Genomic DNA, 25792 nt, shown 5'->3' on the forward strand with positions numbered 1-25792 from the left:
AAATAGTCTGTGATAATAACGTAGGAATACGAGTTAACATGATCGAGCGCAAAAAGCAGCAAATGACGCGTGATAAAGTGTCACGCTTAGTTAATTGGGGTCACTGGTTTGCCTTCTTTAATGGCATATTAGCGATGTTAATTGGCGCTCGATATATTGGCAGTGTCGGCTACCCAGAAACCATTATTGGTTGGGCTTACCTGTCAATCAGCACCATTGGTCATTTTACCTTTTTGGCCTTTATCGGTTACTTAATTTTTATCTTCCCGATTACCTTATTATTACCTTACTCCAAAATTTTACGTGGTTTTGCTGCATTTATCGCCTCTCTTGGTTTATATGCCCTACTGTATGACACCATTATTTATGACGACTACGGTATCCATTTAAGTCCTTTTGCGTTCGACTTAGCCTGGCAAGATCTCAACGCGCTATTACACAGCACTTCATACATAGTGACACCTATCGTCATTGTGATTGTAGAGCTTACCGCGGCCAATTATTTGTGGAAACGCATCGACAAAATTCAGAAAAAACAATGGGGCAACAAAGTAGTGCTGTTTGTCGGTATCTGTTTTGTCAGTAGCCATTTATTTCATATTTGGGCCGACGCGACCAATATGACTGAAGTCACCCGTTTTGACGACGCCTATCCTGTGTCATACCCTGCGACAGCACGCTCGTTTATGGAAAATCACGGCATTGACAGCAGCATGCAGTCAACAGAGTCTCGCAACACTAAATCACGTAAGTTGAGCTATCCCATCAGTCCGATGCAATGTACTGCAGACAGCCAACCCAATGTTATGGTTATCAGCATAGACAGCCTACGAGCAGACATGGTCGACAGTGTCACCATGCCGTTCTTAAGCCAGTATCGTATTAAAAATCAGCGCTTTATGAATCACTATAGCGGTGGTACAGACTTTGAAACCAGCATGTTTACCCTCATGTATGGCTTACAAGGCAACTACAGCGATCGCAAAGAGTTTGATAGCACCAGCCCAATATTGACCAACACGTTGTCACAGCAAGGCTATCAATTAGCCATGTTTGCGCCTGAAAATGATCAATACGCTGCTAATAGCGCAATGTTCAGCGGTATAAACATTCATATCAGCGAAGGCGATAATGGCAGCGCAGATGCCGATATCAACACCATTAATGCGGTGAATGCTTGGCAGCCAAAACAAACACAACCGTGGTTTGCCTTAGTGAATCTTACCGCACCAAAAGATTACGACACCCCAGTCGGATTTTTAGGCGTACAAACCATCAAACCGCATATGGCATTAAAGCCTGCGCAAAAAGTGCTGTTTAATCAATATCGTCAATCACTTAACTTTATCGACCAACAACTGGCTAGCCTACTCAATAACGTTAGTGATGATACCATTGTGCTCATCACTGGCACTTACGGCCAGGTCTTTACCAGTAATACCAGCGACGCCCGCAGCGATTTATCGCCAGGTAATGTTAAAGTGCCGCTGATAATCCATTGGCCCGACAGCCATGGTAATAAAGTGAATTACCGCACCAGCCATTACGGCATAGCGCCAACCTTGCTAAGCCATGTGTTAGGCTGCACTAATCCAAGTACAGATTACAGTTCAGGCCGCAGCTTGTTAGAACCTAATAATGAAACCTGGGTTTACATAGGCGACAGCCGCCGCTTTGCCATTTATCAAAAAGCTGAAATAACAGTATTGGATAGTTTCGGTAAATACCGCATTTACGATTTAGACTATAAAAAACGTTTAGATAAGAAAATGAGCGCACCAGAATTAATCCAAGTAATGCGTGAAGGTCGTAGACTTTATAATCAATAAGATATTTTATAACGAATAAGATATTTAGTTTAAATATTGTAAACGAGCGAGCTTTTCATTAAGCGCTATCATGCTTGCTTATGCATAGATAAGGTCGAGTGTTTTATTGAATGGATAGTTTATAATCAATCGATAACCGACTGATAACTAACTACTTGCGTAAACAAATCGCAATTGATACAGTAATTATCCACTTAGTAACCCCCCAAGGCTCTCAGCCGTACTAAGTGGTTGACATGTATGATGATATTTTCATTATATCTAAAGTCAAACGAAGTCATTTCGGTATGTAGCGCAGCCCGGTAGCGCACTGTCATGGGGTGTCAGGGGTCGGAGGTTCGAATCCTCTCATACCGACCAAATTAAAAATAAAAAATCCTGTACGCATCAAATGCTTACAGGATTTTTTGTGTCTAAAGATAATACGTGAATTTTATTAATCCGGTCAAACTCCGGTCAAACCCTCTGCTCTACAATTACAACTTACGTTATTTCTGTCATAACTTTTTTTAATGTCTAAATGTAGCGGGTCGCGAGGTTTGAGAAATGAAACGGGTGGTTTGAGACCGGCAATATCGTATATTTCTCAAACTGAGTGACGTCACTTGGTTTGAGACAAATCAAAAATACATCAATTGAATAACGTTTAAACCTGCCTTAAATCGACTGTAACCAACGAAGTTTAACCGTCCCAGCACCGCAGGTGCGAACACCAACTTTTTGTTAGGCCGCTATTTAAGAGCAGCTTCGATTTTTTCGGTATCTAAGTACTTCTCAAATGCACCCAAACTTTGAGAGACGGATGATTCTGTCATTAACTCTTGCATTGCCACTTTCCCTACAATACTGAATGCAGACTCAAATGCTGCTGAATTTTCTTCCATAGCCTTATTGGATATTTCTTTGCAATCTTTAGTTATTAATCTAGTTATAAGCTCTCCAACATATTTATTCATTTGATCTAAGTTAGCATCTGAGACATTTGAATAAGGTTTTATAGTGCTATGCTGGGACATACCAAAGTAGATCCATTTAGCTAAATTCTTCCTTTCTTTTCCATTCATTGAATCTGTTAAACAGACACCTAACTGCTGCGTTGCAGAGACTGTGCTTGCTAATGCATGCGGGCTCATTACAGCTGCTATTAAAATAATAGTGGAGATTAACTTCATAATTATTTCCTTATTGATTGCCTAAAGCCCCCCTCTAATAAGTGAGCTAGGTGCTGGCGGGTGATTTGCGCAGCAAATGGCATGACAACCTTGGTGAGTCTGAATTTAGAAGCTTGTTATACGCAACTTTCAGCTTTAGGTCTAAAGTAGTTTTTTGAGGCTGGTAATAGCAAAAAAATCATTGCAAATAAGGGGATGATATATATTCCCAATATCGGATAAATTCTAAATGCCTCAAACAGAGAAAGATCGTAAAAATACTGATCATAAGCCTTCCAAAGCCAAAAAAGAGGTAATCCACCAGTCCCTATTAAACCAATAATCAAAGATTTTTCATCTCGCTTTTTCAAAGCAGAAGCAACCCAAAAAAAGGCTACTCCAGAAATTAACTGTGAAACTGCAGTTGATGGCCTAGCATCTACGACGAACATCATCCATGCAGCAAGAGTAATGCTGATTCCTGAACTCAAGTAAAGCAACATTAAAGTCATTTTGGCAGAAAAAGGCATTTACAAACTCCTTGTGTATAACGTTTTAGTATTTATGCGTTGCGCTGTTTGCATGGCACAAACCGCTTGTTGGATTTGGCTGATGCCGAGTCCAGGTTAACGGGTACACGTTATGCTATAGGAATTTGCTTTTTTTGATGCTGGCTCTGGGCTGAAAACAATTTTGAATTGATTATGTGGCTTGATTTGTATGTGTTCAATTGCAATTTCCTTGTCATTGTGGTGTTCCATCACATTTTATAAGTCTAGCTGATTCAATATGAGTAATACAGTCAATTGAAGCTTGATTTGGCTCCGCGCAGCGGCTTAGTTCAACTCTGCCAGCAGGAACGCTGAAAGCGACCCTGCGAATAATCGTGGGTGGTAATGTTAATTTTTGATTTAAAAGTTATCAGTAATTGAGTTAGCAAGCTCACCTATGAACGATACATACTGACTAAGTAGGGCGCCAAGCAATCAGTTAAATGGTTTATGAAAAGCATATAATCTTCTTTTGTTAACTCCTCATCACCTGTAACACCCATCTTGTTAAGGGCATATTCATAAGCTAAGTGAATCTCTTTTTCTGTCTGCCTCTCCCTGTCTATAGCAGCCAATGTACCCAAAATGCTACCCATAGCAGTATTTAGCACATCTGCGTCATACCTTTTATATTGGTAACAATCTAAGATATCCGACTTGGTAAGTGAAATATTGATATCTAGCTTCAGTTCCTCACCCGTTAATGGGTTTATAGAATAACTGGCTCTGAAAGATCTACCGGAATAGTTAGAAGATAACAACAACACGTATCTTAGATGACCAAAATATTCTACATACCCTTTAATCAATTTTTCTTGCTCGTCACTTTCGACATGTACACAATGGAATGGTAAACCTTCAGGGCGATTTAAAACCAAATCACTTTTATCATAATAAAAACCAAAACACGGCTCACTTCCCTTACTCCCCCCCAAGAAAGGGATCGCCTTCTCGCAACATCTGACGTCAACTCCACTTTCAGCAACCATTGCTAGAGCAGACTTAACAGTTGATCTCCCTGCAGACAGCCCTCCATATGATTTTGATATTTCAAGTGGACTTTCTAGATACTCTCGCTGAGCTTTGAATTCTATCGCGTCAATATCTATAGGTTTTGCTTTTGGATATTTTTCACTCATCTTTTGGGATAAGCCAGAAACTATCTGTTTCGCTTCTTTTATATTCCTTGCTGAAACATGAACTTTTGCTCCTTTTGCATGCTCTTCAAGATTAATAGTCGGTTTTGTATGCTCCATAGAGCCATCAGGCAATACTCTTATTTTTCTACCATCAACTGTTTTGAATTCTTTCTTAGAAAGGCTGCCTCGGTCCCGATTTATCTGAAATAGCAAACTAAAATGCTCTAGCTGCCCGCAAAGCTCAAAGTCCCAATTGGCTCCAGATTCGTTATTACACCTATTGCAAATAAAATTCTTAATCTTCTTAACTCCACCAATAGCATTCGGAATAACGTGCTCTTTAGTATTATTACTGTCATTCAGTAAAATCGAACAAATGGCGCAGATATGTGGCATCGTTATTTCCTTGAAAGATATCCTATTAATAGATTTACATACCATAATCTATCCCCCTCCAAAAAGAGAATGCTTTAGCTAACTAATTTTAGAAACCTGAATTCGGGAGCTTATAAAATTTGGTTGTGACAAAACGATCTGACTACGATCAAAAATTACATATCCACTTTTACGAGAAATCAAAAACACCTTTACCTATTCAAGCTAAGCCCATGAAAATATTAACATAAAAAATTAAGTGAATTTTTAGTTATTTCCATTTTTACCACAAGATAAAACAACAACGTAACCCCCTAAATTTTTCATAAATAGTGAAGCACTGCGCTTGTCCTTCCCCGCAGTGCACCGAGCCAGAAGGACCCATTTAATTCCAACCCAAAATGATAATCGATCTCATTTGAGTTAAGTCAACCCAACACCTTGAATTATCGACATATATCAATCCACTATTTCAATCTCTGCCCTTCTCAACCAATAGACATAAAACTTCTTACTATCAAATCCCATCAAGGCCCACAGCCCTTTGCAGATGTAGTGCGCTCTAATGGCCCGTATACATTGCGGTGATAACCGCTCAATCATCTGGTCGAACTGTCTTACTTCTAGTGGGGGCGTTATCTCGACCACAGCCGAACGACCGTAAACAATCACTTAACCTAACTTGTCGCACTGGCTTCGGCTTGCGAACCCTTGACCATATTCTTGATGGACCCAATAGTTACCCCAGCGTGTTAACCCATGACGCAACGCTTTCATGTTCAGCGTCACTTGCTGCAGCTGCCGCTGCTGCACATTAATCTTCGTCATTTTTCTTGACCACTAATCATCATTATTCTTGACCATTACTCTTCATCATCAATCATTGCCCTTATTTCATCAATCCCTAACTTAAACACCTGGGCGCATATTGCCGAAACATCATCAAATGGCACTCTCACATCACCCGCTCCCAACGCTGATTAATTCCAAGCTCAAAATCTTGGTCACTTTTATGGTCACTTTTTAGGGGGTTAGACTATGACAACTCTGTGATTACGTTCTTCAAAGCTAGCTTTCATGGCACTGCCATGGGGGCAGAGATTGGAATCCTCTCCTAACACAGGAGGATACCGACCAAATCTAAAATAAAAAGCCTGTACGCATAGAATGCGTATAGGCTTTTTTGTGTTTAAAAACAAATGTGAATTTTATTAATCCGGTCAAACTCCAAACTCAATATGCTTTTCAATCTCAACATCCATCGGCGTTATATTTAGCTCCCTTTGTGCATAATAACGCTACAACGTTTGCATGCACTTGCTGCTTGGCGCGCATTAAAACGGTTCTGCCTTTATTATCGCGTAAATTGACATCTGCACCTTGGGCTAATAACAACTGCATGATGCCGATGTGTTGCTTGTCGGCAGCGTAGAACAATGGCGTAAAATGCTTATTATCATATCGATTGACCTCAGCACCATGAGAGAGGAGTGTTTGCACTATCTTGAGCTGACCTTGCTCTGCCGCAGCCATTAATGGCGAAAAATCATCACTGTTTGTGCCATTAACATCTGCTCCGTTATCTAATAAAAGGCTAATCGATTCAATATCGTTATGCTCAATGGCCAGTAATAGTGGCGTCATCTTACTTTCAGCGCTTTGTAACTCAGTTTCAGCGCCATGTGAAAGCAATAAACTCACCATTGCCACATTGCTAGTGGCAACCGCATATAACAAAGGAGAGGTGCCGCCATTATCTTTGATATTAATATCAGCGCCATGGTTGAGTAATAACGTGACTATATTTAGGTGCGATCGATTTGCCGCCCAGTTAAGTGCGGTATGGCCTGTTCTATCTTTTAAATCCACACTGGCACCTTGTTTAAGCAGTGTATTAACCACGTTTTCATGACCACTCAATGCCGCTAGCATTAATGCTGTTCGCCCTATTCTGTCTTTTGCTCTGGCATTTGGGCTTGCTCCTTGCTTGAGTAATGCTTTTACCGCTGGCTCGTCGCCAAATGCGGCTGCATGAAGTATTCCTTTGCGCTGTTGGTTAATGATCGCACGTGTTTTGACCTTATTTGCTGAAGCATCAACCGATGGTTTATTTGTCTGTGCATCACTATTTTGTTCGGTTGGTTTAGTCTGTACTGGAGACGTATCTGCTGGAGTAGTCTCTATTGATTCAGCCGGAAACCGTGGCGGATTTTGATATTGTTGATGTTGTGGGTAAGCCGAGTCTCCCTCGCCGCGGTAGCCAGGAAAACCTACATCTGCACCACTTTTGCGCTGGTTATCTATGATTGATGGCTCTTTTGATTGACTCTCTGGATTGTTGATTATGGGTTGAGCATCAGATACAACCTCCTTCCCACCACGATAATTGGGATCACCTTTGCCAAGCTTGGGCATATTTTTTTGGTAATCGTGACCCATTGCCGGTTTTTTCGCACTTTGTTTAGGCGCTGGCGGGGTTACTGCAGGGTTTGCTATAACTGGCGTTACTGGCGCAGCCGACGTTACTGCCGGAGTTGTGATAGCTGGCGTGACTGGCTCCGGCGTGGTTGCAGTAGCCGGTGGAATGGTAGTTGCCGGTTGGATTGGATCGCTGTTTTCTTCAGCGAATAACGAGGTAATCGCCGAGGATAAAATAATGGCCGAGACAAAGATTATTCGTATGATGCGCATTTGCTATTCCTATCTTCTAAGTCCGTAAAGACCGTTAATAACAATATCAATTAGGTTAAGTTAAAAGGAGAGAAACAAAAGTTCTCCCCCTTTGATTCACCTGCTAATCCTTAATTATCATCTACGGATTTTTGTTGTTGCGGAGCGAGTATCGTTATCACTATTAAGATCGCCTTCAGCTTTCACCGTCGCCGTCCAGCTAACAGCGGACGTTCTGATGATGTTGGCTGTCCAACTTGCATTTAATGAAATCGTATCTCCTTCAGCCAAGTCGCTGAAAGCCATCGGCGGCAGTTCAATAACCACGCCTTGGTTAGTGACTCCAGTAATGGTTACCTCACCACTGACACTACTGGGTTTAAGATTGCTCACATCGACAACCATTGCAACCGTTTGATTAAAGGACACTGTAGCTGATGCTGCAAAAGCAGTCAGTGCAACATCGACATCAGTATTCACCACAGGAACTTCGCCTTCATATTCGATAATGAGCTGTGCGTTATATAAGGCTGTTGATTTACTATCACCCTTAATGTAAACCGCAAGGTCAAAATCTGATGTCATCGGTAAACCATTGCTGGTAACCGCCGGTTCGCCGTCCTCAGTGACAATTGTGACATACTCATTTGCAGTCACATCAACCCAACCTCTACTGGTTGCCAGCGGAGATATTTCTCCCTCTTCCCAGTCAAGTAAATTGATCACTGTCGTTGTTGGCGTACCTACCTCATACTTAATATTTTCTTTGGCAAAAGGCGGCGCGCTACATTCAATCAACGGGATCTCTAGCCCAGGCAGGTCTTGACCAAACTTATTAGGTTTAAGTCTCCAACGGGGGCCTGAGACAAGCTCACCGAGTGACGCATTTGGCAATGCACTACCGATGAAATCCTGAATTTTTGGGTCAGGATTGGCATCATAAGACCATTCAAATGGGTCACGATTGATGGTGGTATAGTAAGCATTAGAATAGCCACCAGCGAGATCTGATGAGAATGCATAAGGGTGCTCTGCAGCGCTTTCACCTGGTGTAGCCAAAGGATCCAGTGCTTTAGGGGTATTCTTTAATATTGTACCGACACCGATAAAGGATGGATCGAAAGCGCCACTTTCAGTATCGATTATATCGCTGTCGCCTTCATAACATGGGACCGTACTTTTCCATACGGCTGCATCACCATCACCTTCAATTCTATAGGAAGGCTTACGCCCTGTTGCAGCTTCGTTTTCCAAGTCTTCTGGACGAAGTTGGTCATTAGGGTTATTGGTGATCCAGTGGTTAACCACAAGCTCAGCACGTGTAACGACAAAGTTTTCTGTGGATGTTTTCCATTCGTCAGGGAGTGCCAACTGGGCATACATGCGGATATCGTTCGGCCGTTTATGTATTCCGCCCCAACCATAAAGTGGCTTACCATCATCTTTAAGCTGCACGGAATAATCACTGCTTAAGGCGATGTTATCAAGCATGTTGGTCTTGTCGTTAGGAAACATTTGGCACCCTTCAGGCTGACCATCTGTTTCACAGGGTATCGCATTGGTTAGGCGATGATTTGGCTGTCCACCCACTAATACCTGGACATTGTCATCTAGTGGCGCGTTAGCACAGTCATACGATAGAGTGCCGTCTGGGGTTGATATAGTTGCTTGTGTACCATCTGGGCTGGCAAAAAAGTATGGGATAGTCTCATAACAACTGAGCGCATGCTCCATAACGGTATAATGCTCTGTTTCACATTTTACCGAGGTGCCGCCGAGCCCCTGACACCATGTTCCCAATGGTGGTTTTACCTTGTATTTTTCGGTGGCAGCATTCGCAACTTGAATACCAATCACCCCTCCGCCTTCGTCAATATTACCAACGAATCCTTCTAGGTAATCGCCATTACGCGCTTTGGGCTGCGCGCCTAGAAAATCAACCACATAAAAGCCAAACTCGCTATCCACTGGATATAACATCACCCCCGACTTGTCGAGAAGCGCTGGATTATCATCAGGACAACTCACTGGGCCAAGACCACAAATGATCGTTTGATCGTCTGCGAAGGTCACTCCATTCAACCCTCCCAGTACGTCATTAACAGAAAACACATGCACTGGCGATTCATAAGCCACCGCATTTCCTATTGAAGCCAGCAATGCTAAAGAGATAGCAAGGGCAATTGGCCTTTTATTAAAGTATTTAACAAATAACATAACAACCTCCTGTAATTATTGTTGGGGTTAAACTAGTTAGACATAACGGCCTCCTGGATTTATTTTTAACCTAAACACGTTAACTCTGCTTCAACACCTACACGCACTGCAAATTGACAACAAATGTCGTCACTCAATAAAAAACTGACGGCAAGTAAGCAATAAGTAGTACATTATTTTTGTAACCACACGATGCTATATCTTACTTTTACAGCACTCGAGATATTTACTTTTGCACCTGTTATTAACCATAGAAAAACCATGGTTAAATTCAAGAGGCAAAAAACCATAAAAGTAGCGTTAAACACGTTTTTGGCGAGGGAAATCCTTCAACATCAACCTATTAAAATAATACGGGGTCAGATCAATAAAAAGTCATATTTTCACCTATATTACTCAATAGCTTAGCGTCATCATCCTTTAGAATGACGCCTAAATAAAAATTGAGAAATCAGCCCGAATAGGCTGTATTGGCTAGTAACATAGAAATGAATCAGGCGATGATGTAATGGAGACAAAACCACGTTTTAGATACTACCAAAAGGTAATATTGATGAAAAAACAGAGTAATTCGAACGAATAAATCAGACTAAATAATTATTCTTTTTTATAATTTATAATAATTTTTACCTACAAAGTGATACTAATGCACCATAAAATATGGCACGCATTGTTAATGCTCAAACACTCACTTTAGATGGCAAAAATCATGGCTATTTTGCTGTTTGAAACATTGAACAAAAGAGCAAGCTTAGTCATCTACAATGGTTGATTGGGTAAAAAGATGCCATTAGTACTTCCCATATAAAATAAATACATCCAACATTTAAAGCCTAATAGGCCAAGTAAAAGCACACCAGGGAGAAATAAACTGTCAACGATGGCAGTGCATTTAAGATCCAATGCTTAATCAGCACAGCAAATTATTCCCTTGCTGATTAACATAAAACGCCTACTACAGATTTATACCGATACTATTGCTGATTCGAATTAGGTAGACCGCTATCTAGTCAGAAATGAGCTTCAAACGATACCGTTGAATCTTCATAAAAGGCTACCGTAATCAATATTTAAAGGGTGATGTAATTAGTGATAAAATGAAGAGAATTATTTTGTTAACTGCATTACTGACTGAGAGATAATAAACAACATCATGGTATTACCTGTACTCTATTCGTTGAGAAATTGTCCTTACGCAATGCGCGCTAGACTGGCCATTTATGCATCTAATCAGCAAGTAAACCTGCGCGACTTAGTGCTAAGTAACAAGCCTGCCGAAATGCTTACGGTGTCGCCCAAAGGTACCGTGCCAGTTTTAGTCACCGCAGATAATGAGGTCATCGATGAAAGTTTATCCATCATGCTATGGGCTTTTTCACAAACAGACCCTGACGATTATGTTAATAAAGCAACGCCAAACGCGTTAACTGAAATGTTGGCGGTTATTGCGATATTTGATAATGAATTCAAGGGACATTTAGAGAAATATCGCTGCTCTAAACGTTACCATGAACCGTCGCTTATAGAAGATAGACAACAATGTGAGCGTTATCTTGCTGATCTCGAATCAAGGCTTTGCCAGCACTCATATTTAATGTCTGACCAACCAAGTTTGACTGATTTAGCATTAATGCCGTTTATTCGTCAGTTTGCCAGAGTTGAGCGACAATGGTATTTACAATCCCCCTACCCCAAATTACGACAATGGCTTAATCACTATTTACAGAGCCGAATGTTCAGCAAGGTGATGGTACAAAACCCAATGTGGTTAGACTCAAAACAAGAAGTTGTTTTTGGGGCCAATGTATAAGGCCGGCTTGATGAGCCAGTCATAAAAACTCGCGGCGGTAACATATAAATATTTCGCCTCAGAATATGAACTAACAACCGTCTAAAATAAAAATCATCTAAGTTAAACGTCACCTAAGATAAACGTCATCTAAGATAATAATCGGTGGTCTATTAAGCTTGTGCATCGCAGAGTAAGTTGGCGTAACGTTCCATCGGAATACTCATTTGCTCTTGTAACGCTTTGCCTTTCGCCAGTAGATCGTTTCTTTTTATCGCAGGAATGTCGCTTTTGAATGCAAGCACGATGGTATTGCCGCTTTCAACATCAAAACTGAGTAATCGATTTTCAAATTCGAGCGCGAGTAATTCATCTAACTCTTGGCGTAATTCAGCTGACGTATGCCAGATATTGAGCACCAAAACCCCTTGTTGATTGAGTGCATTTTTACAATCGTGTAAGTAGGATGATTGTACTTGTTTCGGCTCCATACCTTGTGAGTTGTATAGATCTGAAAAGATAATATCGCTTTTTGTGTCGGTATTTTTAATGTAATTCACCGCATCGTCTATATGAATAGTAAGACGATCTGTTTCTGGTAAATAAAAATATTCTTTTGCAGCCTTCGCTACTGCTTCACGGTATTCAACCGCGTGCACCTTCAAATCGACGAAACTACTGAGCAATATTTTAGCCATTGAACCTGCACCCAGCCCCATAATTGTGGCTGTTGTTACTGCGGGAATAAAAAATAAACCGACCATCATGGCTTGGGTGTAACCTAGATGTAATCCATTAATATCATTGATTTTCATGCTGCTTTGATAGATTTTCCCATCAAAGCTGAGAATGCGGCTGTTTCTTGTTTGATAAACATAAATGGGGCCGTGCTCATCTGCTGTAGATGAAATGCAGGTTCCTTTGATATCCATGGTATTTTTGATACCTCTTAAATAAGGGTATGTAGCGGGTAAGGCAGTATAACGGAAAATAAGCTCAGGTCTTTGTTATTGATTTTTATCGTTTAATAAATGAAAGTATTTAGTGAGTAGCCACTTTTATTTGCTACCGTTATCACGCAACAAAGTATGACACTTCATGCTACAGAGTATGAGTTTTAGATCAAAAATATCTGGTTTATAAAAATGAACCTTTCATAGTCAATTTAACATTAGTCGCTTTTTATCCGTCATCAAGCTTATGCGAAATATCTTCTCTATCGTTAATGTCTAACCTAGTAATGTCTAACCTTGTAGTGTTTAACCTTGTTATACCTTACTGCAGGATGAATCTACTCCCCCTGCTCATGCGCGACTCTTTATCAAACTTGCGGTGACTGTTTTACGAGTTTGAATTAAGGTATATCCGCCACTTAATACCACCAACAGGCTTCCATGAAGGGTCGCTAAATCTGGTGACTCTCCAAATATAAATATCCCCAAACCTAAGGCAAATAATAACCGCGTATAACGAAAAGGAGAAATAACCGATACATCGCCAGCGCGCATAGCGATTGTAAGGGCATTATACGCCATCACTCCGAACACAATTGCACCGATAATTTGCACTGCGGCGGTGGAACTAAGTTGTAATGGCTCGTGTTGGTATAACTGTATGGCAATGCCAGCCGGGATTAACACAAAAAAACCATATACTCCAAGTTGCATATTAGACAACACAGGCGAAGCAGCACGAGTGGCTAAATCGCGGCCCGCAAAACCTAAGGTCGCCACGACGGCAAATAAAGACGTTGCTTCAAAGCCATCAAAGCCGGGACGAATGATCATCAGCACACCACAAAAACCAACCAACACGGCAATCCAGCGTTTAAACCCCACTTGTTCACCAAACAATAAGGCTGCACCTATCATTGCGATTAATGGCGTGGCTTGCAAAATGGCCGATGCACTCGATAAAGGCGTTAGCGTAATAGCCAATGCAAAACAGAATCGACCAATAACTTCGCACACCGCACGAATGAGTATTGGCTTGGACATCAGTGCTGGGTGTAAAATTATTTGCCCTTTACGCCAAGTGAGCAGCATAAAAATCAACATTCCACCCAATCCAAATAACGCCAAAATCAGACCAATAGAAGTGGTTTCGGCAGCCGATTTAATCAGCATGTCTTCAATAGAAAATGCCGCCATAGCAGCAACCATAAAAAGACTACCTTTAGTATTATTCAAAATAACTCCAACAATGGGTCGATTGTATCCAACTGAAAAAGCGCTAACGCTGGCGTACTCAGCCGATAAAAATATAAGCCGGCAATGGTATCACTCACCATATGCTATTGAGAAAACATCATTTGTTTACAACTGTGTCTAACTTGAACTCAACTCTACACTTGAAGCGCTTGTCACAAATAAGACTATTTCAACTATGCCAGCACTTATGACTCTGCTATTTAATGATTCACTCGTTGTCGCGTGTTGTCTCTACTTCACTTTTAAGTAGATAACCCATCAATATTAAAGCCCAGTGCGATAACTCAACACTGGGCTTTAATGATTACACGCAAAATATCAGTTTATGGCTTCATGTAACTCTTGATACATCAACTCGCGCATCTTAAATTTTTGAATTTTCCCCGTCACAGTCATTGGGTATTGGTCAACAAACTTGATGTAGCGTGGCACTTTAAAATAGGCAAATTTTTCGGTTAAAAAGTGGCGAATATCGTCTTCGGTGATGTCAGCATTGGCACGGACCTTAATCCACGCACATACCTCCTCGCCGTATTTGTCACTCTGTACTCCAAACACGGCGGCATCCTGCACGTCCTTATGGCTATAAAGTTTCTCTTCAATTTCTCGTGGATATATATTTTCACCGCCGCGAATAATCATGTCTTTAATGCGGCCAACAATTTGCACGTAGCCTAACTCGTCCATTTGGCCAATATCGCCCGAATGTAACCAGCCTGCGCTGTCGATGGTTGCAGCGGTTTTGACTGTATCATTCCAATAACCTTGCATGATGCAGTAACCTCGGCTGCACACTTCACCGGGCTGACCAATAGCAACCACGTCGCCAAATTCATTGACGATTTTCACTTCAGTATGCGGCAATGCTCGGCCAACGGTGAGCACTTGCTTTTCGATTGGGGAGTCAATTTCAGTAATGTGATTTAACGGGCTGCACTCGGTTTGTCCGTAACCAATTAGTACTTCTTTCATGTACATTAACTCTTGTACTCGGCGCATGACTTCTTCGGGGCATGTGGCGCCCGCCATAATGCCAGTGCGCAATGAGCTAAGATCAAACTGGTTAAATTGTGGATGTTCTAATTCAGCAATAAACATAGTCGGTACGCCATGTAGAGCAGTACAGCGCTCATTTGCGACCACTTGTAAAGTGGTGAGTGGGTCAAAAGACTCACCAGGATATACCGCAGCCGATGCATGAATAATACTGGATAAACTGCCTAACACCATGCCAAAACAATGGTATAGCGGTACAGGGATGCATAACTTGTCGGCTTGAGTAAAGCCCATAGCATCTGCGACTAAATAGGCATTATTTAAAATATTATGATGCGATAACGTCGCGCCTTTTGGGCTGCCTGTGGTACCTGATGTAAATTGAATATTAATAGCATCATGAGTATCGAGAGAGTCAGCAATGGTGGCCAACACATGTTGAGCTTCGTCGTTAACCTCCAGCAGCAAATCATTAAAATTGAGCATACCGGGAGTACGGTCGGTGCCCATTCGAATAACAAACTCAAGCTGAGGCAGTGCGAGTGTGGTGAGCTTACCTGCTGTGCTGGTGCTTAACTCTGGCAGCAACTCATTTAACATCTGTAAGTAATCACTGGACTTAAATTTATCTGCGCAAATGACTGCTCGGCAGCCCACATTACTCAAGGAGTATTCTAGCTCTTCAGGCCGATAAGCCGGATTAATACACACCATAATGGCGCCAATTTTAGCCGTAGCAAATTGGGTTAAACACCACTCAATATTGTTAGGAGACCAAATGCCGACCCGATCTCCAGGTTGAATACCTAGCACTAATAAACCAGTGGCAAGCGCATCAACTTTTGCTTGATATTCTCGGTAATTCCAACGGATTTGTTGATGATGAACGACTACCGCAAGATTGTCTGGGTAAGCATTGGCGATATCATCAAAATATTGACCAATGGTTTTATCGGTAAGCGTCGTTGAGGTGACACCATGATATTCACTTTGGGTAAGCGGTAGTTGTGCTTGATGTTGTTTGACCATTAAAGCCTCCTTGCATGTGTTTCGTCATGCTCAAGCTAACCAATTAACGGCCTGACTCACAAGTAAAAAAGCACAGCATTAGACTAAAGAGGCATGGTGAGTAATGTTTACAGCAAAGGCTAATATTAACAGTAAAGCATTCATTTTTATCAATAACGGTTTAATGATGGCATCTGAGCAATCTTATTATTGCCAATTTATTAGCGCCGCTAAAAACAATACACAAAAGTGAACAACACGCTGGAGTGATAACCAAAAGAATAATTGGAGCGATAGCCGATATTGTAAATATTAATCATAGTTAAAACTAAAACACTCAAACACCACAACCGATTAGCATTATTACAACAACACCCTGTAAGTTAACTACAGAATGGGAGTAAAAAACACAAAACCATTAACCATAACTCGCGAAAAATCATTTAAACATTGATCTAGCGCAGTCTTTAGTTAAAAATCGAACAAATACTGATGTTATTTAATTCCAAGCCGATAGCTTCCTTATACTTATCTAAAAGTGACATTCATCTAATTATTATGCTTGATACAATCCGCACACTCTTTACTGTTACAGATGAAAGCCTATTAATCGTTGGTGATTTTCAACTTATAGTTGTTTGCATATCCATAGCTATCGCAATATTTGCCTCGTTTATGGCATTACAAGTCGCATCGCAAGCAGCATTAACACTCAATAAATTTAAACGACACTTACTCACCAGCTGTGGCAGCATCGCGCTTGGTGGCGGAGTGTGGTCAATGCATTTTATTGGCATGTTAGCATTCAGCTTATGTACTCCGGTGAGCTATGACATCGGCTTAACCGCGTTATCTTTTATTCCCAGCATTGCAGCATCCTGGGTAGCCTTAAATGTCATATCCACAACCAAACCAAAGCTAAGCCAATTTGTGGTGGGTGGTATATTGACTGGCGCAGGTATTGGCACCATGCATTATGTCGGCATGGCCGCCATGGAAATGGCTCCCCTACTTCGTTACAACTTATTCTATTTTGGCTTATCAATAATCATTGCCATTATTTTGGCCATTCTCGCGCTGTGGATACGTTTTAGCTTGAACCATCTAGGTCGTTTTGCATTAAGTGATTTACATAAAAATGCGATTGCAGCGATGGTGATGGGCTGCGCAATTTCCGGTATGCATTACATCGGTATGGCTGCGGCTCGTTTTGTCCGCCCACCCGGATTTGAATTTTCTGCACAAACCAAAATGATGTCACTGTATTTAGGCATTGCAGTTGCCACGATTACTGTGGTGATTATTTTATTGGTATTAGCCGTCAACATGTTGATGAAATACCAAGCCTCGTTACACCTAGCCAAATTAACTGAAGCACGTTATCGCGCGACCATTAGTACCGCCGTTGACGGTATCATTACCTTCAACGCTAAAGGCCGTATTGAAAGCGGCAACCAAGCGGTAGAATTACTTCTTGGCTGGCGACTTGAAGATGTATGTCATCAAAATATTCGTGACTTTATCCCGAGTCCATTTATCGATGAGTTTAACGCCCGTTTAGACAGTTTTACCAACAACATAGGGCAACAAAAAAGTACTGGCCGCGATGTAGAAGCGCTACATGTTAACGGTACGACCATTCCAGTTAGAGTTTCAATTGGCCATGCGTGCATTGAAGGTAAAAGCCTGTTTGTGATGTACATAAATGACTTACGTCACCGTATTGAAATGCAACGTGCGTTGATTAAAAGCGAAGCTCAGTTTCGCTCACTTATTACTAATATTCCCGGTATCGCTTATCGCTGTTTAAATATTGAAAACAGGCCGATGGTATTTATTAGCGATGCGGTAGAAAATATTACCGGTTATCCAGCAAGTGACTATATAGGCGCAACACCAAAACGTCATTTTTACCAACACGTACATCCAGATGACCTTAAGCAAATAAGCAATCAAATCGTCACAGAGCAAGTGTTTAAGCTGGAATACCGTATCTATAATGCCAACGGTGATATTCGCTGGCTGCTCGGTTATGGTGCTAAGATTGACGGGATAGATGTACAAGATAAATGGCTCGACGGCTTTATTATGGACATCACCGTTCGCAAAGAAATGGAGCAATCCTTATTAATTGCCAAAGACAAAGCGGAACAAGCAGCATCTGCCCGCTCGGCATTCCTAGCGAACATGAGCCACGAAATTCGCACCCCAATGAACGCCATCATTGGTTTTAGCGACATTTTACTCGACGATTCGCTCCCCGCTGAACAGCAAAAACATTTACGTACTATTAATCAGTCTGCTAAGTCTTTATTGCATCTACTAAACGATGTTCTCGATAGTGCTAAGTTAGACAAAGGCAAGTTCGACCTCGAATTACGCGATTTCTCTGTTATCGAAGAAATTGATTCGGTGGTATCGACACTATGGTTACAAGCTAGTTCTAAAGGTTTGTTCTTAAACGTGAATGTATCAGCAGATGTGGCAATGTCTTATCATGGTGCTCCAGACCGAATTCGCCAGGTATTGACCAATTTAATTGGTAATGCGATTAAATTTACCGCCGAAGGTGGCGTCAGTATAGATGTTAGCGTTAAACCAAGCGGTTGCATTGAATTTGCGATTAACGATACCGGTATTGGCATGACGCCAGAACAACTAGCCTTGGTGTTTGATGCCTTTGCTCAAGCAGATGCCAGCATGAACCGACGCTTTGGTGGCACTGGTCTGGGGACAACCATCAGCAAACAGTTGGTTGAATTAATGGGCGGTAAAATTACCGCTAAAAGCACATTTGGCCAAGGCAGTTGTTTTGGTTTTGCCTTGCCATTAACCGCACCCAAACACATCAACAACACGTTGACTCCGTTAACAACCCGCCACATTAAACCACTGGCTATTTTGATAGTTGATGACATCCAGCAAAATATTGATTTGCTCACCATTATGATGAAGCGCCAAGGTCACTCTGTTATTACAGCCCGCGACGGTAAACAAGCCCTACTGCGAATGCGCAACGACAAAATAGATCTTGTATTGATGGACGTGCAAATGCCTATCATGGACGGATTAACCGCCTCGCGTAATCGTCGTGAACAAGAGCAAAACGAACACTTACCACATATGCCAATTATTGCATTAACGGCCAGCGTACTGCCTGAAGACAAAAAAGCAGCCTTAGATGCCGGTATGGATGGTTTTGCCAATAAACCTATCGATATGATGCTGCTTAATCATGAAATTGCCCAAGTGTTGAAACTTGAACAAAGCAATATGGCCGTCGATAACACCGCTGTTGATATCGACAACAGGCAAGTGGTTAATGAGAAAAAAGGCATCTCGATGTGGGGAAGTAAAGACACTCTCGTGAAAGAAATTAGCCTATTTATGACTAAACAACACGATAGCAACCAACAGCTTAAACAATTAATACAAACTGCCGACTGGCCAGCTATTAGTCAGCATTTACATGGACTAAAAGGGTTGTCTGGCAATTTATCGCTAACGCAACTAACACGTTTATTTAGCGATGCCGAGCGCTTAGCCATGACAAAATCCACCACTGAATTATTGGCTTTGCTGCCCACTATTGAGCAGATTTTTGACCATGTGACAACCTATCTTAGCACTCAAGATATCAGTCAACACCCAGATCAAACCGCAGAAAAAGATAGTATGAGCGTTGATGAGTTCATCCAAATCATTAACCTTATTCGCTTAGCTGCAAAAGAAAACCAATACAATGAGCACGATGTAGACACACTAATTGCAGCAACTCCGTCGGCATACCGACAGCAATGTATCAACATACAACATGCTCTAGACGACTTTGAATTTGAACAAGCAATAACACAACTCAATGCACTTGAGTCCAATGTTACTGCACAGTAAAAAGACTGAATTGAATGATATATAGCAACCAAGACCGTATGCCGACAATTCTTATTGTCGACGATGAACCCGCTAACCTTAGAGTGTTAAAGAAAATGCTTGAGGATCAGTACAGGCTGATTTTTGCTAAAAGTGGCGAAGAAGCCTTGCGTTTAATTGAACGCGACTTGCCGGATTTGATTTTACTCGATGTGATGATGCCGGGTATGACTGGTTTTGAAGTCTGCCAGCAACTTAAAACTGTGCAACGCACCAAAGCGGTACCGGTCATTTTTATCACAGCGTTAAGTGACGAAGTGGATGAGGCCAAAGGCTTTGATGTGGGCGCGGTAGACTACATTACTAAACCCGTGTCACCTGCGGTGGTTAAAGCACGTGTTCGTACTCATTTGTCTTTAGTGCAGGCAGACGATTTGCGCCGTACACGCTTACAAGTCATTCAACGTTTAGGCCGAGCATCTGAATACAAAGACAACGAAACCGGTATGCATGTGATGCGCATGAGCCATTTTTCTAAAATTATTGCCCTTGCTTATGGTTTATCCAAATCGGCCGCCGACAATTTACTCCATGCAGCACCAATGCACGATATTGGTAAAATTGGTATTCCCGACAGCATTATGCTTAAACCGGGTAAGCTCACCGATGAAGAGTTTGCCATCATGAAAAAGCACCCTGAAATCGGCGCCGAAATTCTAGGTGAATCAGATTCAGATTTGATCGCCTTAGCCAAAGTCGTCGCCATGACTCACCACGAAAAGTGGGATGGTAGCGGCTACCCTCATGGACTTAAAGGTGAAGATATTCCTATTGAAGGACGTATTGTGGCAATTGCCGACGTATTTGATGCTCTCACCAGCAAACGCCCTTACAAAGAAGCATGGACTGTCGACAAAGCCATGGCATTTTTACATGACCAAAGCGGCATACATTTTGACCCGCAGTTAGTGACACTATTTCAGCAATCTTTGCCCAGTATTTTATACATTAAGCAACGCTGGCAAGACTAATAGACCGTAATTGGCCCGTTAGTTTAGTCGTGAACTAACGGGCCAATTAGTTTTTAGGTTTTGCCCGATTTCAATCGCTTAATGGTTCAATTCACCCAACTCCCTTATTACCAACAGGATTTTTTATGACCCCGGCTGCTGCATTACCAAGCCAACTGAACACCACCGCCATTTTGTTAGTGTTAGCCTTAGGCACGTTTATATTGGGATTATCAGAGTTTTCGATGATGCCAATGCTGCCATTAATTAGTGAAACATTTTCCTCAACACCGTCACAAAGTGGTTATGCGATTAGTGCTTACGCGATAGGCGTTGTTGTCGGCGCCCCTATTTTAATGCTGACCACAGCCAACATGAAAAAACGCCATGCCTTGGCAATATTTCTGACATTAATGTTTATCTCTAATGGCTTAAGTGCGATGGCAACCTCACTTGAACAGCTTATTGTATTTCGCTTTTTAAGTGGCCTACCCCATGGCGCTTATTTTGGTGCCGCTATTTTATTGGCTGCCGATATTGCCCCTCAAAATAAACGTGCAAGTTACATGTCTAAAGTGTTTATGGGCCTAACCATAGCCACTATTGTAGGGGTTCCCATTGTCACTTTAGTCGGCCAAAACTTAAGCTGGCGCTATTGTTTAGCGGGTGCATCTGTCCTCGCCTTAATTGCATTAGTGTGCGTATATGTGGTGATCCCTAAAATTGAAAACAACCAACCATCAAATTTAATCAATGAGTTTAGCGTATTAAAGAATAAGTTGGTCTGGTCAATTCTTGGCATTGTGATTATTGGTTTTGGTGGTGTATTTTGTATTTATACTTACATCGCCGATACCATTTTAGTGGTGACGGAAACGCCGGCATACACCATTTCAATCGCGATGGTCATGTTTGGCATTGGTTGTACCTTAGGCAATTACGTATTAGGCAAAGCAGCCGATCGCGCAGCCTTAAAAACCACTGGTATAGCTTTAGTTTGTACGATTATATTTTCGCTTGCTTACGTCAGTGCCAGCCATAATATTTGGCTATTGTATGCGGTAATTTTCTTTATTGGCTGCAGTGTGGGTTTAGCGACACTGATTCAAACCTTACTGATGGACGTATCGCCAAATGGTCACGCGATGATAGGGGCATTAGTACAATGTTCATTTAACACCGCCAATGCTATCGGCCCTTGGGTGGGTGGCATGTTTATCGCACAAGGCGCAATGCCTAACGAGACAGGCTATGTAGCGGCAGTGTTATTTGCTGGCGGCTTAATGATGTGGTTGTTAAGTTATCTGCAAATGAATAACAAAAAGGCTCAACTGGAACAATGTTCTGCATAATCAGGCTTTAGAATTTATTCTTTAACGAATTTTATAACAAATAATCTAACTAATTATCTAACTAACTCCCTAACGAATTATCGAACAAGTTGCTGGGCTCAATACCGATAACATTGTCGGTAACATTGTCGATAACCGTTAGGGCAAGTAGTTTGAGCGTCTGAGAAACACCTATCTCGGCGACTTATCAAACCATTAAAAACGTCATTTATATTACGTGATGAAAATGTATCAATATCAATAATGTAAATTAATTAACTATTATTTAATCTCAAATTTTTGCATCCATTTATCACAACGAGCGTCATCAAGCTCTTCATAAAGATGCAGTGCAGGTAATAATTCAAGCTCAAAACTTTCCTCGCTTTCATTAGCTATAGCGGTTAACAGCATGGTAAACCAAGCCGTTATTCCACCTTGAGGTGGCGCCTTGAATCGAGGAAAACTAGGGGCAGTTGCCGTCCCAATTAGCCAGTCTTTCGCAAGCTCGGGGGTTATGACTAATGCACGCGCTAATCCAACAAAATCAACAGCGCCAGATTCTATTACCTTTAATGCCTGTGCATAGGTTTTAAACCCTCCAGTAACCGCTATAGGCACATTCGATAAGCGCTTTGCTGTTGCTGCAAACTCTGCAAAATAAGGGCCTTTTGTAGATGAATCAGAGCTAGATTTGGCTCCAGGGAAATAAGATCCACCGCTTATTTCTATCAAGTCTAATGAAGTTTGATCCAATATTCGGATAGCGGCTAATGCATCTTCCTGCGTTAAACCACCTTCTAATTGATCGGTGGAATTAATCTTAATGCCTATCGGGAATGAATCCCCCACTGCACTTCGCACCTTTGCAATTATTTCGACAATAATTCGACATCGCGCTTCAATAGAACCACCATATTGGTCTTGTCGATGGTTAAACAATGGCGACAAAAACTGACTAAGTAAAAATCCATGACCTGCATGAATTTGCACACCTGTAAATCCAACGTCTTTAGCTAACATAGCAGATTTGGCATACATATCAGGTAATTGATAAATTTCATCAATCGACATTCCGGCACACTGAAACTGGCTAATATTAAGCGCTGATGGTCCTTTGGGTTGGCTTATGGGTAAATGAGAAAGCCCACCAGCATGACTTAACTGAGGCCATATATGAGCGCCATTAATAGCGGCACGTGAAGTTAGCTCACGCAATGCAGCTAAATCCATCCCATCAGCTAAAACCAGATTACCCGGCTTTTCAGGAAACCGCGGATCAACCTGTACTTCACCTATAACCGATAGTCCAAGTCCGCTCTTCGCCCACCGTTCATAAAGCCTAGCCTGCAGATTTGTAGCATTACCCTCGCCATCGGCAAGTGAATCTGACATCGCAGATTTTATAAGCCTGTTTTTAATAACAGCGCCACATGGCAGCTTAAGTGGGTCTTTCAAGCTTATTGGATTGGTCATAACTGTCTCTGGTTACTCTAATTATCTTAACGGTTAAAGACATTATGAACCATTGTCTATAAACTAAAAACCAACCAATAATATATATACTATTAATAATAAGTTTATAATGAACACTTCAGATCTGCATTTATTCGTTCGAACAGTTGAAACTGACAGCATAACGGAATCTGCCAAACAGCTTAACATCACGCCTTCAGCCGTCAGTTAAGCACTACGTCGATTAGAAAAATATTATAAGAACGACTAGGCAGCTGCGTATTACACCTGCAGGTAAGCAATTTCTGTTTCACTGTCGAGAGCTTTGGAAGCTTAGCGCAAGGGCAAATAGCGGCTCATCAAATACAAGGTAAAATAAGTGGACATTTACGGCTATCAATATCATCAGATTTAGGGCGCAATATCGTTCTACCCTGGATAATGGAATAAACAGAGCAACATTCCACCTTATCAATAAACGTTGATTATCGGTGAGTAACTTTCTGATTTTTCTTAGATAATGCTAATACTGTCCTTAGGTATGGTAAGCAAGAATACACTCTAGATCTCACATTGAGATAAATACCTCTATGACATAGTTCATCAAATAATTATAACTTATTGTTATTTAATAATTAAATTGAATTATTAAATCTTTTTTAATAGTCTTTTAACAACGCAGCCATTTATGTTTATTGTGACATATAGATAATATAAAGTTAGTTTTTTTAATAACATATGAATTCAAAGGCTATTTATTTTAAAGAATATCTTGTCCGACGAAATATGCATATTTGGATGATTTAAATGCATCGATTACCACCACTACGAGCTATACAAGTATTCGACTCTGTTGCACGTAATCAATCTTTTTCTATCGCGGCTTCGCAGTTGGCTATTACTCAAGGAGCTGTGTCGAAGCAGGTAAAACTTCTTGAAGAGTTTTATGCTGAGAAGTTATTCATACGTTGTGGTACCAACATAGAACTGACGAAGAAAGGCACTTGGTTAGCATATCAGTTAACGCCCATTTTTGACCAACTTAACGGAATTTGCAATTTCAATTCTATAAGTCGCGGAAAAATACGAATTGCTACCTACCCATCTCTTTCACTCGGTTATCTTACATATGAAATTGAACAATTTAATTCTGCCCATCCAAATATTGATGTCGAAATTATATTAGCCATTAATCATCCAACAATGTGTGATGAAATTGCTGATTTATTTATTACAACAGAAGAGAGTATTGATGGTTATCACTATCAACAACTATTTCAAGAAAGATTAATTCCTGTTATCAGTCCTAAAATAATTAACGATACAACGATAATAAAGATAAAGGATTTGACTGGCTACACGCTATTGGTAACGAATGGAAAAGAGAACTCTGATTGGCAGTTATGGTTTAACCATCATAATTTAAAACCGGCAATTTACCAGAAAATGAACATGTTTAGTGATGCACTATTATCAACTAGAGCTGCAGAATTAGGCAATGGCATTGCCTTATCATGTGAGGTTACTGCACACCGAGATATAATTGATGGTCGTTTGTGTAAAGTAGGACTACCATCAGCGCCAACTGGGCGGCGCTATTTTTTATGTTGTAAAAATAGACGACGATATGAACCCAATATCAAGTTACTCTCTGATTGGATTAATAAAAAATTCATTAATGATTAAAAATGAATGCAAATAATAGAAAACGTCTAATTTTATATATATTTAAAATGTCATTTTATCACTAATTTATAGGTAAAAAGACTCAATTCACAACCATAATGGCTAGTGAATTGAGTTGGATAGTTAATCGTTCTATTTATTGGTTGGAAAATCCGGATATTCAAAGTTGTGATGGCAAGTGTTGCAATAAATCTTGGCGGGCTTATGTTCACTATGACAGGCGGAGCATTCTAGTCCATCACCATAGTGGAGTGAATAATGTGGATTTGTATCCCGAAAAAGCTCACTTTCAGGTTGTTTTGCAGCATCTCTTAGTTCATCGAGTGGACCATGACATGTTAAGCAGGCCTCTTTGGTTGGAATTACCTTTTGGCCGCTAGCGTGACAATCCTTGCAACTGAGTTCCATTTTTTTATGATGTTGGCTCATATCTTTAGCGTAAGCCGTCGACAACATTAAAATAATGATGCAAATAGAGAGTGTTAGTTTGTTGAATATCATCACT

Annotated in this window: 17 protein-coding genes, 1 tRNA gene and 1 pseudogene; 8 read left to right on the plus strand and 11 right to left on the minus strand. The window is 41.1% G+C overall.

The features are described from left to right. Nucleotides 1-38 precede the first annotated feature (38 nt). Both H5181_RS11180 and H5181_RS11185 read left to right on the plus strand, forming a co-directional pair. Nucleotides 39-1829, plus strand: coding sequence for a DUF3413 domain-containing protein (locus H5181_RS11180; protein ID WP_182751033.1), 1791 nt, complete (start codon nt 39-41; stop codon nt 1827-1829). Between the two features lie 283 nt (nt 1830-2112). After that, nucleotides 2113-2189: transfer RNA gene (locus tag H5181_RS11185), tRNA-Pro, on the plus strand. Nucleotides 2190-2560: 371 nt separating this feature from the next. On the opposite strand, the gene H5181_RS11190 is transcribed toward H5181_RS11185, so the two are convergent. The 6 genes and pseudogenes from H5181_RS11190 to H5181_RS11215 form a co-directional block, all read right to left on the minus strand. Beyond that, nucleotides 2561-3001 (minus strand): hypothetical protein, encoded by a 441-nt coding sequence (locus H5181_RS11190; RefSeq protein WP_182751034.1) that lies wholly within the window; start codon nt 2999-3001, stop codon nt 2561-2563. Nucleotides 3002-3117: 116 nt separating this feature from the next. Next, entirely contained in the window at nt 3118-3510 is a 393-nt protein-coding gene (locus tag H5181_RS11195) for a hypothetical protein (protein ID WP_182751035.1), read from the minus strand. Nucleotides 3511-3926: 416 nt separating this feature from the next. After that, a complete protein-coding gene (locus H5181_RS11200) occupies nt 3927-5066 on the minus strand; it encodes an HNH endonuclease (protein WP_182751036.1) in 1140 nt (379 codons plus the stop codon). Between the two features lie 438 nt (nt 5067-5504). Then, a pseudogene (locus H5181_RS11205) lies at nt 5505-5873 on the minus strand (hypothetical protein). Between the two features lie 423 nt (nt 5874-6296). Next, a complete protein-coding gene (locus H5181_RS11210; protein WP_182751037.1) occupies nt 6297-7736 on the minus strand; it encodes an ankyrin repeat domain-containing protein in 1440 nt (479 codons plus the stop codon). Nucleotides 7737-7853: 117 nt separating this feature from the next. After that, nucleotides 7854-9932: a hypothetical protein gene (locus H5181_RS11215; protein WP_182751038.1), complete on the minus strand. Its 2079-nt coding sequence runs from the start codon at nt 9930-9932 to the stop codon at nt 7854-7856. 1153 nt (nt 9933-11085) lie between these two features. On the opposite strand from H5181_RS11215, the gene H5181_RS11220 reads away from it, so the two are divergent. Then, the gene (locus H5181_RS11220; RefSeq protein WP_182751039.1) at nt 11086-11742 is read left to right on the plus strand and encodes a glutathione S-transferase; all 657 of its coding nucleotides are present in this window, start codon (nt 11086-11088) and stop codon (nt 11740-11742) included. A gap of 152 nt (nt 11743-11894) precedes the next feature. Here the strand turns inward: H5181_RS11220 and H5181_RS11225 are convergent, their stop codons facing one another. From H5181_RS11225 to H5181_RS11235, 3 genes are all read right to left on the minus strand, one after another. Next, entirely contained in the window at nt 11895-12653 is a 759-nt protein-coding gene (locus H5181_RS11225) for an ATP-binding protein (protein WP_182751040.1), read from the minus strand. Between the two features lie 372 nt (nt 12654-13025). Next, nucleotides 13026-13910: a DMT family transporter gene (locus tag H5181_RS11230; protein ID WP_259397034.1), complete on the minus strand. Its 885-nt coding sequence runs from the start codon at nt 13908-13910 to the stop codon at nt 13026-13028. 339 nt (nt 13911-14249) lie between these two features. Continuing rightward, nucleotides 14250-15956 carry an AMP-binding protein gene (locus H5181_RS11235; RefSeq protein ID WP_182751041.1) on the minus strand — a complete coding sequence of 569 codons (1707 nt, stop codon included), beginning with the start codon at nt 15954-15956 and terminating at the stop codon, nt 14250-14252. A gap of 537 nt (nt 15957-16493) precedes the next feature. Here H5181_RS11235 and H5181_RS11240 point away from each other — a divergent pair. The 3 genes from H5181_RS11240 (at nt 16494) to H5181_RS11250 (ending at nt 22167) form a co-directional block, all read left to right on the plus strand. Further along, nucleotides 16494-19826 (plus strand): MHYT domain-containing protein, encoded by a 3333-nt coding sequence (locus tag H5181_RS11240; RefSeq protein ID WP_182751042.1) that lies wholly within the window; start codon nt 16494-16496, stop codon nt 19824-19826. A 14-nt stretch (nt 19827-19840) separates the two neighbouring features. After that, nucleotides 19841-20836, plus strand: coding sequence for a two-component system response regulator (locus tag H5181_RS11245; protein WP_180957206.1), 996 nt, complete (start codon nt 19841-19843; stop codon nt 20834-20836). Nucleotides 20837-20961: 125 nt separating this feature from the next. Continuing rightward, a complete protein-coding gene (locus tag H5181_RS11250; RefSeq protein ID WP_182751043.1) occupies nt 20962-22167 on the plus strand; it encodes an MFS transporter in 1206 nt (401 codons plus the stop codon). A gap of 261 nt (nt 22168-22428) precedes the next feature. Here the strand turns inward: H5181_RS11250 and H5181_RS11255 are convergent, their stop codons facing one another. After that, a complete protein-coding gene (locus tag H5181_RS11255; protein WP_182751044.1) occupies nt 22429-23622 on the minus strand; it encodes an NADH:flavin oxidoreductase/NADH oxidase family protein in 1194 nt (397 codons plus the stop codon). Between the two features lie 109 nt (nt 23623-23731). Here H5181_RS11255 and H5181_RS20780 point away from each other — a divergent pair, with 109 nt between their 5' ends. Further along, complete coding sequence (locus H5181_RS20780; protein ID WP_244262828.1) at nt 23732-23833, plus strand: LysR family transcriptional regulator; 102 nt, start codon at nt 23732-23734, stop codon at nt 23831-23833. Between the two features lie 575 nt (nt 23834-24408). Further along, the gene (locus H5181_RS11265) at nt 24409-25287 is read left to right on the plus strand and encodes a LysR substrate-binding domain-containing protein (RefSeq protein ID WP_011637961.1); all 879 of its coding nucleotides are present in this window, start codon (nt 24409-24411) and stop codon (nt 25285-25287) included. 132 nt (nt 25288-25419) lie between these two features. Here the strand turns inward: H5181_RS11265 and H5181_RS11270 are convergent, their stop codons facing one another. Beyond that, nucleotides 25420-25788, minus strand: a complete 369-nt coding sequence (locus H5181_RS11270; RefSeq protein ID WP_102035745.1) for a cytochrome c3 family protein — start codon at nt 25786-25788, stop codon at nt 25420-25422. Nucleotides 25789-25792 lie beyond the last annotated feature (4 nt).

It is taken from the genome of Shewanella sp. SG44-2 (genome assembly GCF_014164215.1).
Lineage (GTDB): Bacteria > Pseudomonadota > Gammaproteobacteria > Enterobacterales > Shewanellaceae > Shewanella > Shewanella frigidimarina.

Bases quoted from the DNA above. Each gene is read 5' to 3' on its own strand.
- H5181_RS11200 (WP_182751036.1), bottom strand. From the start codon at position 5,066: ATGCCACATATCTGCGCCATTTGTTCGATTTTACTGAATGACAGTAAT.
- H5181_RS11195 (WP_182751035.1), bottom strand. From the start codon at position 3,510: ATGCCTTTTTCTGCCAAAATGACTTTAATGTTGCTTTACTTGAGTTCA.
- H5181_RS11265 (WP_011637961.1), top strand. From the start codon at position 24,409: ATGCATCGATTACCACCACTACGAGCTATACAAGTATTCGACTCTGTT.
- H5181_RS11210 (WP_182751037.1), bottom strand. From the start codon at position 7,736: ATGCGCATCATACGAATAATCTTTGTCTCGGCCATTATTTTATCCTCG.
- H5181_RS11180 (WP_182751033.1), top strand. From the start codon at position 39: ATGATCGAGCGCAAAAAGCAGCAAATGACGCGTGATAAAGTGTCACGC.
- H5181_RS11215 (WP_182751038.1), bottom strand. From the start codon at position 9,932: ATGTTATTTGTTAAATACTTTAATAAAAGGCCAATTGCCCTTGCTATC.
- H5181_RS11270 (WP_102035745.1), bottom strand. From the start codon at position 25,788: ATGATATTCAACAAACTAACACTCTCTATTTGCATCATTATTTTAATG.
- H5181_RS11240 (WP_182751042.1), top strand. From the start codon at position 16,494: ATGCTTGATACAATCCGCACACTCTTTACTGTTACAGATGAAAGCCTA.
- H5181_RS11235 (WP_182751041.1), bottom strand. From the start codon at position 15,956: ATGGTCAAACAACATCAAGCACAACTACCGCTTACCCAAAGTGAATAT.
- H5181_RS11220 (WP_182751039.1), top strand. From the start codon at position 11,086: ATGGTATTACCTGTACTCTATTCGTTGAGAAATTGTCCTTACGCAATG.
- H5181_RS11245 (WP_180957206.1), top strand. From the start codon at position 19,841: ATGATATATAGCAACCAAGACCGTATGCCGACAATTCTTATTGTCGAC.
- H5181_RS11190 (WP_182751034.1), bottom strand. From the start codon at position 3,001: ATGAAGTTAATCTCCACTATTATTTTAATAGCAGCTGTAATGAGCCCG.
- H5181_RS11225 (WP_182751040.1), bottom strand. From the start codon at position 12,653: ATGGATATCAAAGGAACCTGCATTTCATCTACAGCAGATGAGCACGGC.
- H5181_RS11255 (WP_182751044.1), bottom strand. From the start codon at position 23,622: ATGACCAATCCAATAAGCTTGAAAGACCCACTTAAGCTGCCATGTGGC.
- H5181_RS11250 (WP_182751043.1), top strand. From the start codon at position 20,962: ATGACCCCGGCTGCTGCATTACCAAGCCAACTGAACACCACCGCCATT.
- H5181_RS20780 (WP_244262828.1), top strand. From the start codon at position 23,732: ATGAACACTTCAGATCTGCATTTATTCGTTCGAACAGTTGAAACTGAC.